Origin of the sequence: Desulfonatronum zhilinae (assembly GCF_900182865.1) — a bacterium.
GTDB classification, from domain to species: Bacteria; Desulfobacterota; Desulfovibrionia; order Desulfovibrionales; family Desulfonatronaceae; genus Desulfonatronum; species Desulfonatronum lacustre.
Genome location: NZ_FXUJ01000002.1, coordinates 168,218 through 183,615 on the forward strand (window position 1 = coordinate 168,218; position 15,398 = coordinate 183,615).

General features: G+C 59.2%; 14 protein-coding genes. 8 read left to right on the plus strand and 6 right to left on the minus strand.

The features are described 5' to 3' along the window. Positions 1-38: 38 nt before the first annotated feature. Both AC559A_RS03160 and AC559A_RS03165 read right to left on the minus strand, forming a co-directional pair. Positions 39-1,292 (minus strand): ammonium transporter, encoded by a 1,254-nt coding sequence (locus AC559A_RS03160; protein ID WP_035261734.1) that lies wholly within the window; start codon positions 1,290-1,292, stop codon positions 39-41. A 71-nt stretch (positions 1,293-1,363) separates the two neighbouring features. After that, on the minus strand, positions 1,364-1,702 hold the full coding sequence (locus AC559A_RS03165; RefSeq protein WP_028572507.1) for a P-II family nitrogen regulator: 339 nt from the start codon (positions 1,700-1,702) through the stop codon (positions 1,364-1,366). Positions 1,703-2,360: 658 nt separating this feature from the next. Between AC559A_RS03165 and yajC the strand changes: the two genes are divergently transcribed. From yajC to AC559A_RS03190, 5 genes are all read left to right on the plus strand, one after another. Further along, positions 2,361-2,708, plus strand: coding sequence for a preprotein translocase subunit YajC (gene yajC, locus AC559A_RS03170; RefSeq protein WP_028572506.1), 348 nt, complete (start codon positions 2,361-2,363; stop codon positions 2,706-2,708). Between the two features lie 114 nt (positions 2,709-2,822). After that, complete coding sequence (gene secD, locus AC559A_RS03175; protein ID WP_028572505.1) at positions 2,823-4,424, plus strand: protein translocase subunit SecD; 1,602 nt, start codon at positions 2,823-2,825, stop codon at positions 4,422-4,424. A 15-nt stretch (positions 4,425-4,439) separates the two neighbouring features. Continuing rightward, complete coding sequence (gene secF / locus AC559A_RS03180) at positions 4,440-5,525, plus strand: protein translocase subunit SecF (RefSeq protein ID WP_498816203.1); 1,086 nt, start codon at positions 4,440-4,442, stop codon at positions 5,523-5,525. Between the two features lie 211 nt (positions 5,526-5,736). Next, a complete protein-coding gene (locus AC559A_RS03185) occupies positions 5,737-6,783 on the plus strand; it encodes an ADP-ribosylglycohydrolase family protein (protein WP_498816205.1) in 1,047 nt (348 codons plus the stop codon). Positions 6,784-7,119: 336 nt separating this feature from the next. Further along, positions 7,120-8,193 carry a KamA family radical SAM protein gene (locus AC559A_RS03190; protein WP_035263079.1) on the plus strand — a complete coding sequence of 358 codons (1,074 nt, stop codon included), beginning with the start codon at positions 7,120-7,122 and terminating at the stop codon, positions 8,191-8,193. A gap of 66 nt (positions 8,194-8,259) precedes the next feature. Here AC559A_RS03190 and AC559A_RS03195 read toward each other — a convergent pair whose 3' ends face one another. Beyond that, on the minus strand, positions 8,260-9,621 hold the full coding sequence (locus AC559A_RS03195) for a glutamine synthetase family protein (protein ID WP_245590047.1): 1,362 nt from the start codon (positions 9,619-9,621) through the stop codon (positions 8,260-8,262). A 175-nt stretch (positions 9,622-9,796) separates the two neighbouring features. Here AC559A_RS03195 and cls point away from each other — a divergent pair, with 175 nt between their 5' ends. After that, the gene (cls, locus tag AC559A_RS03200) at positions 9,797-11,251 is read left to right on the plus strand and encodes a cardiolipin synthase (protein WP_028572501.1); all 1,455 of its coding nucleotides are present in this window, start codon (positions 9,797-9,799) and stop codon (positions 11,249-11,251) included. 47 nt (positions 11,252-11,298) lie between these two features. On the opposite strand, the gene rsgA is transcribed toward cls, so the two are convergent. From rsgA to AC559A_RS03215, 3 genes are all read right to left on the minus strand, one after another. Next, positions 11,299-12,369: a ribosome small subunit-dependent GTPase A gene (gene rsgA / locus AC559A_RS03205; protein WP_498816207.1), complete on the minus strand. Its 1,071-nt coding sequence runs from the start codon at positions 12,367-12,369 to the stop codon at positions 11,299-11,301. Continuing rightward, the gene (locus AC559A_RS03210) at positions 12,366-12,773 is read right to left on the minus strand and encodes an RNHCP domain-containing protein (protein WP_051434610.1); all 408 of its coding nucleotides are present in this window, start codon (positions 12,771-12,773) and stop codon (positions 12,366-12,368) included. The genes rsgA and AC559A_RS03210 overlap by 4 nt, the downstream gene beginning before the upstream one ends. A 528-nt stretch (positions 12,774-13,301) precedes the next feature. Then, positions 13,302-13,703 carry a VOC family protein gene (locus AC559A_RS03215; RefSeq protein ID WP_498816208.1) on the minus strand — a complete coding sequence of 134 codons (402 nt, stop codon included), beginning with the start codon at positions 13,701-13,703 and terminating at the stop codon, positions 13,302-13,304. A 195-nt stretch (positions 13,704-13,898) separates the two neighbouring features. Between AC559A_RS03215 and AC559A_RS03220 the strand changes: the two genes are divergently transcribed. Both AC559A_RS03220 and xth read left to right on the plus strand, forming a co-directional pair. Next, positions 13,899-14,582 carry a metallophosphoesterase family protein gene (locus AC559A_RS03220; RefSeq protein ID WP_498816210.1) on the plus strand — a complete coding sequence of 228 codons (684 nt, stop codon included), beginning with the start codon at positions 13,899-13,901 and terminating at the stop codon, positions 14,580-14,582. Positions 14,583-14,591: 9 nt separating this feature from the next. After that, positions 14,592-15,356: an exodeoxyribonuclease III gene (gene xth, locus AC559A_RS03225; protein ID WP_498816211.1), complete on the plus strand. Its 765-nt coding sequence runs from the start codon at positions 14,592-14,594 to the stop codon at positions 15,354-15,356. The last annotated feature ends 42 nt before the right edge of the window (positions 15,357-15,398 follow it).

A 15,398-nucleotide genomic window follows, 5' to 3' on the forward strand; every position in this document is an offset into this window, starting at 1 on the left:
CCCGTCCGTTTTTTCGAGGAGGTTGAAAAGCTTGGAGGTTACTTTCGGGAGCCCCCCGATCCGGTGAACTCCGGGTAGGCTTCGAGACCGCATTCGGCCAGGTCCATGCCCTGATATTCCATTTCCTCGTCCACGCGGATCCCCATGGTCGCCTTCAGGATCATCCAGAGGATCAAGCTGGTGACGAAAACGAACCCGAAGATGCACACGATGCCGGCCAACTGGCCCACCAGGGTCGCGTCCTCGTTGGACAGAAGCACCGCGAGCAGCCCCCAGATGCCGACCACGCCGTGTACGGAAATCGCGCCCACCGGATCGTCGATGCGCAATTTGTCCAAGGCGACGATGGAGAAGACGACGATGACGCCGCCGACAGCGCCGATAATGGTCGCCAGGAGCATGGAGGGCGTGTCCGGCCCCGCGGTGATGGCCACCAGACCGGCCAGGGCTCCGTTCAGTCCCATGGTCAGGTCCGCTTTACCGAAAAGCGCCCGTGCAGTGATGAGTCCGGCGATGACCCCAGCAGCGGCGGCCAAATTTGTATTCGCGAAGACCATGGCCACGGCATTGGCCGACTCCACGTCGGACACCTTCAACTCGGAACCGCCGTTGAACCCGAACCACCCCATCCAGAGGATGAACGTCCCCAAGGTCGCCAAAGGCATGTTCGCGCCGGGGATCGGGTTGATCTGCCCGTCCGGACCGTATTTCCCCTTACGGGCCCCGAGCAGCAGGACCGCGGCCAAGGCGGCGCTCGCACCGGCCATATGCACAATGCCTGATCCGGCGTAATCCGAGTATCCCAGCCCGTCGAGAAAACCACCACCCCAACTCCAGTACCCCTGGATGGGATAGATGAAGCCCGTCAGGACCACGGCGAAGACGAAGAACGACCAGAGCTTCATCCGCTCGGCCACGGCGCCGGAAATGATCGACATGGCCGTGGCCACGAAGACGACCTGAAAGAAAAAGTCGGCGATGTTCGAATAGTATGGGGCGTCCTCGCCACCAGCGACGACATCGGCGACGGAATTGTCTCCGCCAACCAGAAAACTCAAGCCGGGGATGATCGAACTGGAAGAGTCTCCATACATGATGTTGTAGCCCACAAGCATGTACATGATGCAGGCGATGGAGTAGAGGCCGATATTTTTGGTCAAGATTTCCACGGTGTTTTTGGAGCGGACCAGCCCGGACTCCAGCATGGTGAACCCGGCGGCCATCCACATGACCAGCATCCCGGACATCAGGAAATAGAAGGTATCCAGAGCGTAACTGACTTCAAGCAACATTTCCACGGTATATTCCCTCCATTTTGAGAAAGAGCGTTACGTAGCGACGAATCGATTCCCGCTTCTACTGATTACAGGGCTTCCGTTCCGGTTTCCCCGGTCCGGATCCGAAGGCATTTTTCCAGGTCAAAGACAAAAACCTTTCCGTCGCCGATCTTTCCGGTATGGGCGGCTTTCTGAATGGTCTGAATCACCTTGTCCACCTGATCGTCGGCAATCGCCGCTTCCAATTTGAGCTTTGGCCGGAAGTCCACGACATACTCCGCCCCGCGATACACTTCCGTGTGCCCCTTCTGTCGCCCGAACCCTTTAACCTCGGTCACGGTCAATCCCTGAACGCCGATTTCCATGAGCGCGGTCCGGACATCGTCCAGCTTGAACGGCTTGATGACTGCTGTGATCCATTTCATAATCAAGTGCCTCCCTTACGTATGATAAAGATTTACAAAAACCGCATGACACATGCAAAGAGCAAACTCCGTAAACAGCCACTGAATTCATCATGTTCGGAAGCAAAGCAAAGCGCGGACCAAGGATGTTATTTTGCTGGAATATAATGAAATATTCTTTGCGCTCGCGATTGATCGTGTTCCGTGTGCAACATTTTTGTTAATTCAAAGATGTTTTTTGGCCATCCAGGGGCACAGCATGACGTTTTTGTATTTTCCCCTGTCTCTTTGGGTCGCGGAAATCAAGGATGGTACCTGAAAACCTTTTGTCTCGATGAAGCGCTCTGGGATCGCAAACGCGACGCGAACCCGAGAAATTTCCTCAAGCGCATCCCGGAGTGACGAAAAAAGACGCCGAGATGTCTTTCCATAATTGTAGTAAAAATCACTGGAGCGCGCTCGCGTTCAGGATCGGTCCGCTCATCTTCGGAGGTGCCGTGTTTCCACGCGATACAAAAGCCCTGTACATCCGCCATGATGTCATGTAGGGATTTGCCCTTTCAGGCACGCGGCAGACCAATTCAGCGACTGATATCAACGTCCGATACGCGCGAAAAAAAGCTTCGCTGGAAAACACGGAAGCGAATTTTATCCACACAAGAACCTTAAGGAGTGCACGATGATTTTTGAACCAAGCTTGGCCTACGCCATGGGAACCTCCGGGGCCGAAGCCCAGGGCAATCCGATCACCGCGTTCGTTCCGTTGATCGTCATGTTCGCGATCTTTTACTTTCTGCTTATCCGTCCCCAACAGAAAAAAGCCAAGCAGCACCGCGAAGTCCTCACCAACCTCAAGAAAGGCGACCGCGTCCTGACCGCCGGAGGTCTTTACGGACGCATCCACTCCATCAATGACGACATGCTGACCCTTGAAATCGCCGACAACGTCAAGATCCAGGCCAACCGCAACTACATCGCCGGCCTCGCCGAGACGGACGTCAAACCGGTCAGTCGGGACCCCAAATAACACTTCCCTACAACTCGTAGAGAGCGTCTCCGCGGCGACGCGCCGGACCATTCCGTGCGCTTTCCGCGCCGGGAACGCTCGCCTGCCTGCTTGGAACCACTCTGAGGAACAGCCATGAAGATGAGCTTGCGAATACGGATCGTCCTGGCCGTGATCGGCCTTTTGTTGGGCGGCCTGTATGCTTTGCCCGCCCTGACCAACCTCCAGGGTACGTTCTTGGGGAAAGTCCTGCCGGAAAGCGAGATCCGGCTCGGTCTGGACCTGCGGGGCGGGATGCATTTGACGTTGGGCGTCGACATTCCCAGGGGCGTGGCCAACACCATGGCCCAATTCGGCCAGGACATCCGCTCCGAGGCCCAGGATGAAGGCATTTTCATCCTCCGGCCGCAAGTGGTGAACGACGTGAAACTGGAATTCACGCTGGCCCGCGGCGCACAACAGGATGACCTGGAGCGGATGCTCCGCAACCGCTTCGACAACCTGCAGATCCTCTCCAAGGAAACACAGGAAGCGGGGCAGATTCGCTATGCCGTGGGCATGACCCAGCAATACCGGGCCCATGTCGAGGATCTGCTCGTGGAGCAGGCCATCAAGACCATCCGTAACCGCATCGACCAGTTCGGCGTGGCCGAACCGGACATCCGCCGCCAAGCAGACGGACGTATCCAGGTTCAACTGCCCGGCCTTCAGGATCCGGAACGGGCCGTGGCCATCATCGGACAAACCGCCCATCTGGAATTTAAGCTGGTGGACGACCAGGCGGACATCGACCGCGCCTTGCGCGGCATTTTGCCCCCGGATGCGGAACTGGCCTCCATGCACACCCGCAACCCGGACGGCTCGGTTTCCCAAACCCCCATCGTCATCAAGCGGGACACCCTGATGACCGGGGAATTCATCACCGATGCCCGGGTCAGCTTCGATCAGTTCAACCAGGCTTACGTCGGGCTGAACTTCAATGCGCGCGGATCCAGGCTGTTCGAACGGATCACCGGAGAGAACACCGGCCGACGGCTGGCCATCGTCCTGGACGGCAACGTCCATTCCGCGCCGGTGATCCAGGAGCGCATCGCCGGAGGGCGGGCCAGCATTACCGGGCGCTTCACCACCGAGGAAGCCACTGACCTGGCGCTGGTGCTCCGGGCCGGGGCACTGCCCGCCCCGGTGCACATCATGGAAGAGCGCACCGTAGGCCCCTCCCTGGGTCGGGAATCCATTGAGCGCGGCCTGCAAGCGGCCCTGATCGGCGGGGCGCTGATCCTTGTTTTCATGCTTGTCTATTACAGCATGTCCGGAATCGTAGCCAACGCGGTCCTGTGTTTGAACATTTTGCTGGTCATGGCCGGGTTGGCGGCTTTCGGGGCCACCCTGACCCTGCCCGGCATCGCGGGCATCATCCTGACCATCGGTATTGCCGTGGACGCCAACGTGCTGATCTTCGAGCGCATTCGGGAAGAAATACGACGCGGTCTTACCCCTGCCATTGCCATCGACGAAGGCTACAGCCGTGCGCTGAAGGCCATTCTGGACGCCAACATCACCACCATCATCGCGGCCATCGTCCTGTATCAGTTCGGCACCGGGCCGATCCGGGGCTTTGCCGTGACCTTGTCCCTGGGTATTTTGGCGTCCATGTTCACCGCGATTTTCGTCTCGCGGATATTCTTCGATTTCTGGCTGAAATGGCGCAAGCCCGGTACGCCGTTGAGCATATAAGGAACAGGTGACAGCATGGGACTGCAAATCATTCGTCCGGACACCCGGATCAACTTTTTGAAAATGCGGTATGGGGCCTTCCTCATATCCGGCTTGCTGATTCTGGCCGGCCTCCTTTCCCTGGTCGTCAAGGGCGGGCCCCAACTAGGTATCGACTTTTCCGGCGGCATGATCATTCAGATTAAGTTCGACCAACCGGTGGAGCTGAGCCGCGTCCAGCAGGCCCTCCGGGATGCCGACCTCCCCGGTCTTGGGGTACAGCGCTTCGGCACGGCCCAGGACAATGAGTTCCTCGTGCGGACCTCGTCCTCGGATCTTGTTTCCGACGAGGTCCGCCGGGATATCCAAAACAGTCTGGATCAGAATTTGGCTGGCGTCGGATTCGACATCCAGCGCCTGGAAATGGTCGGCCCACGAGTTGGCGCTGATCTCCGCGCCCAGGCCATGGAAGCGCTGTTCTACGCCATTTTGCTGATAGCGATCTACATCTCAGGCAGATTCGAACAACGCTGGTTCCCAGCCGTGATCATGGCCGCCGGCCTGACCGGGGGTATCGCGGCCCTGCGCTGGCTTGGCCTGCCCATGGAACTGCTGGTGGTAGCTGCGCTACTGATCACCATCGGCCTGTGCTGGAAGCTCAAGCTCTCCTACGCCCTGGGAGCGGTGGTCGCCCTGGTCCACGACGTGTTCATCACCCTGGGAATGTTTTCCCTGCTGAACAAGGATCTGGACCTGGCCATCATCGCCGCCTTTTTGACCATCATCGGCTATTCCCTCAACGATACGATCATCGTCTACGATCGCATCCGGGAGAATATCCGCGACAAGGTGGACATGACCCTGCCCAAGGTGATCAACCTGAGCATCAATCAGACTCTGAGCCGGACCATCCTCACCTCCGGAACCACCCTGATGGTCGTGCTCTGCCTGGTATTGCTTGGCGGCGGCGTCATCCACGACTTCGCCCTGGCCCTGCTCATAGGCATCGCCGTGGGGACCTTCTCCTCCATCTTCATCGCCAGCCCGATCCTGCTGGGCCTGTCCAAGATCGCGGACGTGGACCTGGAGGCCGAACGGGAGACCGACACCGTCGCGGTGTGACCCGCTGAACGTGTTGCATCGGCTTACATATTGGATTTTGAGAACGGCCCGGCGGATATCCGCCGGGCCGTTTTGTTTGAAGGAAGCGAACCGCTCAGGGGATGCTCGAAAGTTCCTCGCAATCGCCATCATGGACAATTGACCATGGCTGATGAAGACTTATTACTGAACGGAAGAAGTCGCCCGTCACCCTTCAAACAAGGATGCAGCCATGCTCAAACATACACCGGAAATCAGCTCCCGCCTCTCCGGGGCGCTCTATGGATTTCTGATCGCGGACGCCCTGGCCATGCCCGTGCACTGGTATTATGATCGGCTTTCCTTGCACAAGGACTACGGCCTCGTCCGGGACTACCAGCAACCCCGCAACCCCCATCCGGACAGCATTCTCTGGCGCTCCCGCTACCGCCCGGCCGGTCCGGAGGCGGACATCCTGCACAATCAAGCCATGTTCTGGGGCGAACGGGGCGTACATTATCATCAATTCCTGCAGGCCGGTGAAAACACCCTGAACATCAAGCTGAGCCGGTTGCTCATGGAGCACCTCTTGGAGTCCGAAGGCTACGATCCTGACCGCTATCTCGCCAAATATGTCGCGTTCATGACCACCCCCGGCAAACATCACGATACCTATATTGAAGAGTCTCACCGGGAGTTTTTCAAGGCCTGGGTCTTGCGCAGGAAAGGCATGACGGCGGCCGCGCCGGAAGAGAAACACATCGGCGGACTGTGTCTGCCGGTTCCGATCCTGCTTTTCTTCCACGACCAGCCGAACAGGGGCCTCCTGCTCGGCCAACGTCACCTGGAATTGACCCACCCCGGCCCGCTCATGAGCGACGCCTTCTCTGCTTTCAGCCTGACCCTGCAATCCGTTCTGGACGGCATGGACATCCGCCAAGCCCTGGAACAGGAACTTCCGGAGAAGTCGCGCTTTTTCACCGACCATTCCTTTGAAGACCTGGCGGATCGCGACGATGTGGACGTGGCCCTCAATGTCTTCAGCACGGCCTGTTACGTCCAGCAATCCCTTCCGCTGGCGTTTTATCTGGCTTGGAAATATCAGGATGATCCGGAGCAGGCCCTGATCGTGAACACCAATCTTGGCGGCGACAACTGCTACCGGGGTGCCGTGCTCGGTGCCCTGTTAGGGGCCATGCATGGAGAACGGGCCTGGCCAGAGCGTTGGATCGACGGTTTGCTGGCCCCTCCGACTCGATTCATGACCTACCTGACCGACGACGCCCGAGTCCTCGCCTAGCAGCAGTCAACGTCGCGTCCTCCATCGTGGAATCAACGGGGGCAGAAGCTGTCTACAGCTTCTGCCCCCGTTTTTTGTGAAGCCGTTTCCAGCAACTCTGCTCACGCAAGCGCTTTTCTCATCCAGGAAGGATCGTTTTTCAGGTGAGAGCGTGAGTCTGGGGCGAGCGGAGCGCTTCAGTCCTTTTTTGAGCTGCTTTTGACCGACTTTTGACCGAAAAATGAAAACCCCTTGATGCCGCATCGTTTTTTCGGCACAACGAGGGCTTTGCATCCCGGACCCGAACGCTCCAGCGACCGGGTACGCGGAAAAATGAGCATCGATCGGAGGTTCATCATGGATTTGTGGCAGGAACAGATGCGAAATCACGTCAACACGTTGGACAAACTCAAGAACTACATCACCGTCACGGATCGGGAAGAACGGGCCATCACGGAAATGCCGACCCGCTGGGGAACCACCCCCTACTTCGCCGCATTGATGGACCGGGACGACCCCGACTGTCCGATCCGCAGACAGGTGGTACCCAGCATCCAGGAACGGGAGAACACTTACGGCGTTCCCAATTATTTGATCTGGAAGGAAAACAGGGACACTTCGGAAGTTCGGCCGGACTGCATCGCCAGACAATACGTGGATCGGGTCGCTTTCACCGTTTCCGATGCCTGTGCCATCTATTGCCGACATTGCTTCCGCAAGGAGCTGGTCGTGGACCGGGACCTGCAACTGCGCTTCGACGTCGAGGAGGGGTTGACGTGGATTCGGGAGCACCCGGAAGTGCGGGACGTGTTGATCACCGGGGGAGATCCTTTCCTGTTTTCAGATGAGAAACTAGACTACTTGATCCGCAAGCTTCGCGAAATGCCGCACTTGCAGATGATCCGCTTCGGAACGCGGACCCCCATCGTCCTGCCGCAACGGGTCACCGAGGGGCTGAAGAAGGTCCTCGCCGGCCGCCATCGGGTGCCCATCTGGATCAACACCCAGTGCAACCACCCCAAGGAAATCACCGAGCAAACCGCACAGGCCGTTTACGACCTGCTCACCTGCGGGGTGAATGTGGGCAACCAGGCGGTGCTGCTCAAGGGGATCAACGACGATCCGGCCACTTTCCGCGAACTGCATCAAAAGTTGCTGACCGTGCGTATCCGGCCTTACTACGTCTTTTATTGCGAGCCCGCGCCGGGCATCGACCACTTCCGAACCCCGGTGGAAAAAGGCGCTGAACTGATCCGGGACGCCATCCGCGGCCACACCACCGGCCTGGCCCAGCCCATGTACGTCATCGCCACGAATATCGGCAAAATACCGCTGATGCCCGACTATTACATTCAGGGGAAGGACGAAAAGGAATACACCCTGCGCAACTACCAGGGCAAAACCACCCAGTGGCCGAATATCCCGGAATAGCCACTACGCTCATTCCGTTTCCGGCCAAGGGCCCGGAGGCTTCCTCCGGGCCCTTGGCTTTCTCGTTTAACAGCTCAAGTAATTCCCCAGCTCCCGCGGCGTGACGTGGGTGCGGTGCTCTTCCCAACTGGCGATTTTCAAGCACATATAGTGCTTGTAGATGCTCTCGCCCAGAAGGTTGCGCAAGAATTCGCTGCGCTCCGCCTCCACCAAGGCCTCGTACATGCTCCGGGGCAGAAAGCGTTCGTCCCATACCCGGCAATCCCAAAGACCACGATAAACGCTGCCCACGTCCGGCGGTCCGCACTCTGCCCCTTCCCGGAGCCCCTGTAACCCCATTTCGATCAAAGTCGCCATCTGGAGATACACGTTGCCCGACGGGTCCGGACTACGCAGTTCCAGGCGGGTGCTTTCCGGGCTGGCGCAGTGGGGCAGGCGGACCATGGAGCTGCGGTTCTTGATCCCCCAGCCCACGACCATGGGCGCTTCGCGTTCGGCCACATAGGCTTTGTAGGAATTGTACGTGGAAGCCATGATGATGGACGTCTGACGGGCGTACTTCAGAATCCCGGAGATGAATTGCCGGGCAAGGCTGCTCAGCCGGTGCTCGCCCTGGGCATCGTGGAACAGGTTTACTCCGTTCTGATCCCACATGGAGATATGCAGGTGGAAAGCGCTGCGGTTCTGGCCGTCAAAGGGCTTGGGCATCAACGTCATGTGCATGCCCTCTTCCGCGGCCACCCGTTCGGCGACATAGTTGAAGAGCAGGGTCCTGTCCGCGGCGGACAGGGCGTCCGTGTGTTCCAGATTGATCTCGTGCTGGGAGGCCGTGACCTCGTGATGGGTCTTTTCATGGCGGATGCCGCAGCGCTTAAGGGTGCGGATGATCTGGTTGCGCACGAAGCCGCCCTTGTCGTGGGGATCGGAGTGGAAATAGCCTGCCTTGTCCGAATGAATGTTTTTGGTGAAGTCGTCGCTTTTGAGGAGAAAGAACTCGTACTCCGGAGCCACCTGAAAGCGCACGCCGAATTCGTCCATGGCCCGCTCCAGGGTCCGCTCCAGGACGGCCCGCGGATCGGAGAGAGACCGCCCGCCCATCAAATTCAGTATCCGGGCGATACAGAAGCCGATCCGCTCACTGTTGAACTCCAGTACGCGGTAACTCTCCGGTACAGGGAGCAACAGTCGGTCGCTGTCGTCCACCGTGGTGATTCCGGCAATGGAACTGCCGTCAAAGCCGACACCTTTTTCCACGATCTGGTCCATGAACTCCGGATTGATGGTCAAGGTCCGAAGCCGTCCGTTCAGGTCCGTGAAAAAAATTTTAATGAACTCCACCTCCTCGTCCTTCCACGCCGCGGTCGTTTCCCGGGCCAAATCCGGAACCGTTTCCGAATCGGTTCGCGTTCCATCATCTTCCTGCCGCACGCCGTCCTCCTTGATCTCGGGTTACCGATGACATAACGGAGTAACCATGTCTCCGTGTCCTGTGATGCATCCCAGACCTAGTGAAAAAAACTTCGTTTCTCAATAACCCACGGCTGATTTCATGCTCCACGCCCTGCCCCCAGAGTCCCTAAGTTCTCGAACCCCGGAGTGCTGAATGGAATGGCAATTCATGGAGAACTGGCCCGCTCTGCTCGGGGCTGCCTTTTTTTTGTATTGGCTGACGGTTCTGGTGGTCCTGATCAATGACCAGCGCGATCCGACCAAAACCCTGGCCTGGCTGGTATTGCTCTCTTTTCTGCCTCTTTTGGGCTTGGCTCTGTACTATTTTTTCGGCCGCAACTGGCGCAAGCTCGCCGAGCAGCGAGGATTGCACGAACGGCACCGGGCCATGGCCGGTCCGACCATGCGCTCCGTTCATGCCAGGCACGCGGACATGGCGGAAACCGGTCGGGAGTGGGCCGAAGAACGAGGTTACTCCCGGCTGGTCCAGCTCATCGAGCAAACCGAGTTCACCCCGCCCCTGCCGGCTTGTGACGTGCGCATCCTGCCCAGCGGCGCGGAAAAGTTCGCGCTTTTGAAGGAAGATCTGGCCCAGGCCAAGGAGACCATCAATATCCAGTATTTCATCTGGGAGCGGGATCGGCTGACCGCGGAACTGTGCGCCATCCTCCTGGAGCGACTGCGGGCCGGGGTGGAAGTGCGGATGCTCAACGATTTCATCGGCAATCTGCCCTACCGCAAGACCGAACTGAACCGGCTGGCCAAGGCCGGGGCCAAGGTCCGCTTCGATGTCCGGCAGCTCAACAGGGCCAATTACCGCAACCACCGCAAGATCGTGGTTATTGACGGAGTACGCGGATACACCGGCGGGATCAACGTCGGCCAGGAATACATCGACGGAGGCCGGCGCTTTCCGGCTTGGCGGGACACTCATGTTCGCTTTTGCGGTCCGGCGGTGGCCGAACTCCAGAAGCTCTTCGCCTTGCGCTGGTCCGAGGCCAGCCGGGAAAACCTGTTCTCAACGCGTTTTTTTCCGGAACAGTATCCCATGCCCGGAACGTGCGTTCCGGTCCAAATCACGGCCACCAGCGTGGAGGACAAGTGGCAAACCGCCCGTCGGGCTCACGTGCTGGCCATGGGTCACGCCCGCAAGCGGATCTGGATTCAGTCGCCCTATTTCGTGCCCGACGAACAGATCTACGAAACCATGGTCAACGCGGCCCTGGCCGGAGTGGACGTCCGCCTGATGATGACCGGCCTGCCGGACAAACGCACCGCCTGGTACGCGGCCCAAACCTACTTCGGCCCGCTCCTGGAGGCCGGCGGCCGGATCTATTACTACATGCAAGGCTTCCTGCACGCCAAGACCATGACCATCGACGGCAACCTGCTGGCCATCGGGACCATGAACATCGACATGCGCAGCCTGGAACTGCACAAGGAGCTGATGGTCTGGTTCCTGAACGAGGATCTGGCCCGACGCCACGACGCCATCTTCGAGCAGGACCTGGAGTCCTGCGAGGAATACACCCCGGCCCGCCTGCGCTCCCTCTCCAGACTCGCCGTGTTCCGCAACTCGGCCATGCGCCTGGCGTCCAATCTGCTTTAGCGTCTTGCCCCGGTGAAAAACGCCGGGGCAAGACGCTGATCCGTTCATCATCTCCCTTTATATCGATATACCTCCCGAACCGTCTTCTGGATGGTTTTCCAGCGCTTCTTTTCCTGAATCCTCAGCAGGACATCCTGCTCTCGTTGATGAAACCTGGTTTCCTTGCATTGACGCAGCCAGCTCTCGTATCGATCCATTTCCAGCAATCCCTCCGCAAGAGCATGCTGCACGGCGCAGTCCGGCTCACCGTTATGTGAGCAATCCCGGAAACGGCATGAAGCCGCCAGTTCGTCGATGTCCTCAAAGGACCGGTCCAGGGCTTTTTCATCGGCCAGAAGTTGAATCTCCCGCAGGCCGGGCGTGTCGATGAGCATCGCACCCGTCGGCAGGACCATGAGTTGCCTGTGCGTGGTCGTGTGTCGGCCCCTGCCGTCCGCCTCGCGCACGACTGAGGTCTTCCGGGCTTCCCGGCCGATGAGGGCGTTGACGATCGACGATTTGCCCACTCCGGAGGAGCCCAGCAACACGCCGGTCCGCCCAGGACCGAGGAGCGCCAGTAGGTCACGCAAGCCGTCTCCCGTTGCGGCGCTGATCAAAAACACGGCAACACCCGGTGCAATGGCTTCGGCCTGGAGCCGGGCCAGTTCCGGCTGGGCGTGAAGATCCGCCTTGTTCAGAAGAACGACCGGATCGGCCCCGGACTCCCAGGCCAAGGTCAAATAACGCTCGATGCGTCGGGGATTGAATTCCCGGTCCAGCCCGCTGACCAGAAAGGCGATGTCTGCGTTGGCCGCGACCACCTGTCCCTGGCTTTGCCCGCCGACCATGCGCCGGATAAAAGCCGACCTTCTGGGCAGAAGTTCGTGGATCACGCCCCGAGAGGATGCATCTCCCGGTTCCGTGACCACCCAATCGCCCACGGCCGGATAATCGGCGCGGGCCGCGGTTCGGTGCCTGAGTTTTCCGCTCACTTCAGCCTGAAAGCGTCCATGCTCGTACAAAAGGGTGTACACCCCCCGGTCTTCCCGACTGACCCGCGCCGGAACGAGTCCGGGCCGCGGTCTGGAAGCAAAGGCATCAGTCAAGCTGGAGGTCCAGCCCAAGGAATGGAGGTTCATGGTCGCACCTCCTCGGTGCCGGGTATCAGTCGCGGCAACTGGTCCATGGGGAACGGAGGCTTGCTCAAGGGACGCACGGCCAAGGAAAGCAGGGCCAGCGGGTTGTCGTCGCCGGCGATGCGGTTCATGCGGATCAACCCGCAGGATTGGCAGCGATGCAACAAGGCCCAGTCGCCATCATAGCGCACGGCAACGCCGACGGGTTCCATTCGTCCGTGACAGCCGCTTCTCCGGTCGCCGGTACGCAGGTCGACGTGAAGACTCCAGAGGCAGTGGGGGCAATGATTTCGATGCTGGGTGCCGGGAGCTTCCCCGGGCACGGTGCGGCTGCAGTGACCGCAAAGAAAGGCGTTGGGAGACGGCAAAGCGCCGCCCCGACCGCGCATGTCGGATCTGGTTCGCATTGGAATTGTCCTGTGTCTTGTCGTTGTTTGGATAAGGCGACGCGCCTTCGAACAGCCGAGGAGGCGGATCGAATCGGAGGACGCCTGCACGGACCTCAGCCCGAGCGCTCCAGGGACGGGGGATTTGTGACGCGATGGGTCGGGGGCGACCCAAAACGGACGGGACCGGACGAAGGAAATCAAGTACCGAAAAGCCGGAACTCGACGCCTACGCCGCTCCTACACTTGCGCCACTCTCAACGACAAACACGGACATGCAAAACCTTTATGGAATGGTGTTGAAAAACAGCCGCGCTCTATTTCATGTGATTCGGCGGTCTGTCAAGAGGGAATGATCGAAAATTCGACGAGAGCACGACAACCCCAACCATATCCCAAATAAAAAAACGGCACGACCTTGGAGATCGCGCCGTTTAATCACGCCTTGCCTTCTGTTCGGTCGGCGGCGAGGAATATCTTCACAAGGGCAAGTCGTCCACCTGGAGTCGTTCCCGCCGAAGTGTCCCGCGCCGACAACTCACTGGCAAATCATTTGCCAACAGCTTGGAATGTATAAGTGATTACGGACAGGACCGCTCCTTGAGGATCTTGGATAACGCTGAACCGGCCAACGCCGGGGATGTCCGTGGGCGGGAGGAGCACCCGCCCTCCGAGTTCCGGGGCTTTGCGGGCCACGGCGTCCACGTCCGTTACCGTAACGTAGGTCCCCCAGTGCGGCGGCATGCCCTCCGGCGCCTGAGGCGGCATGGCCATGATCCCACCCACTTCCTCTCCTCCGGCCTTGACCACGGTGTAATCCATGCCTTCCATGGGCATGTCCTCGATCTCCCAGCCAAGCAAATCCCCATAAAATTTCTTGGCTCCCTCCACGTCGTTGGTCAGCAGCTCGCTCCAGCTGAACGCTCCATTCGTTGTAAACCTGTCGCTCATGTTTCTCCTCCCGTGTTTTGGGTGATGGTTCCGTGTCCATTACGGAATCCGGTTCGAACCATCAAGACCTGAAGAGGTTGGTGTTAGAAGTCGATGGCTCGTGCCGTGAATCCGCTCTTCAAAACGAAAAGGAAACAGGATATCAATATGCACGATGCTTTGAGACACAACTCTTCACCCCCACGGAGGAAGACCGTGAGCACACTCCCTTTTTGGATCGGATTCGGCGACATTCATGAACAGACCGCGAACATTCGCCTGATCCCGGAACTGGCCGACGCCGCGGCGGTCCTTGTCAGCGGAGATCTGACCAATCGTGGCCGCAAGAACGCCGCCGAGCGGATACTTCGGGATATCCAGCGCATCAATCCCAGAATTTTCGCCCAGATCGGCAACATGGACTATCCGGAAGTCGAGGATTTTCTGAATCTCCAGGGAATGAACATCCATGCCCGCGGCCTGGACCTGGGAAACGGGGTCGGCTTGATGGGCGTGGGCTACTCCACCCCCACGCCCTTCGGTACGCCGGGTGAAGTCTCCGACGAGCAATTGGGCCTTTGGCTGGTCCAGGCCCATGAGCCGGTCAAGGACCTGCCGCACCTGCTCCTGGTGGCCCACAATCCGCCCTTCAACACTGCCGCGGACAAGGTCGGCGGCAGGACGTCCGTGGGCAGCAGAGCAGTGCGCGCCTTCATTGAGACGATTCAGCCGGAGGTTTGCCTGACCGGGCATATCCACGAAGCCCGGGCCGAGGATCGCATCGGCAAGACCCAGGTAATCAATCCCGGCCCCCTGGCCGGGGGCGGATACGCCCTGATCCGGTTGACGGAGTCCGGCCTGCGGGGCGAGTTGCGGATGACCGGCAAGGCGCGGTCATAGCGAGGGACCATGAAACTGTACTCATGGAACGTAAACGGCTTTCGGGCCGTGCTGAACAAAGGCTATTGGGAATGGTTCCGCCGGGCCGACGCCGACGTGGTGGGCCTGCAGGAAATCAAGGCCACGCCGGATCAACTCGCCGATGAGGACCGGCGGATTTCCGGTTATCTGGACTATTGGAATCCCAGTCGGACCAGGAAAGGCTATTCCGGGGTGGCCTGCTTCAGCAAAAGGGAGCCCCTGGCCGTGGCCGAGGAACTGCCCGATGAGCGCTTTCACGGAGAAGGGCGGGTGCTTCGGCTGGATTTTCCGGAGTTTCATTATTTCAACATCTACTTCCCCAACGGCCAGATGAGCCGGGAGCGGCTGGACTACAAGCTGGGCTTTTACGACGCCTTTCTGGACCATGTCCAGGAGTTGCGTCGCTCCAAACCCATCGTGGTCTGTGGGGACTTCAACACCGCACATCGGGAAATCGACCTGAAAAACCCCAAGGCCAATGCCGAGACCTCCGGCTTTCTGCCCATCGAGCGGGCCTGGATCGATTCCTTCATCGCCGCCGGATACGTGGACACCTTCCGGATGTTCAACGACCAGCCGGACCAATACACATGGTGGACCTACCGTTTCGGCGCCCGAAGCCGCAACGCCGGATGGCGCATCGACTACTTCTTCGTCTCCGAGGAACTCAAGCCCAACGTCCGCCGCGCTTGGATCGAACCTGAGGTCCTGGGGTCGGATCATTGTCCGGTGGGGCTGGAGTTGGCATTGTAGTCGGCTCACCTTTTTCATCACCTTGCGCGGTTCAGGGTAAAA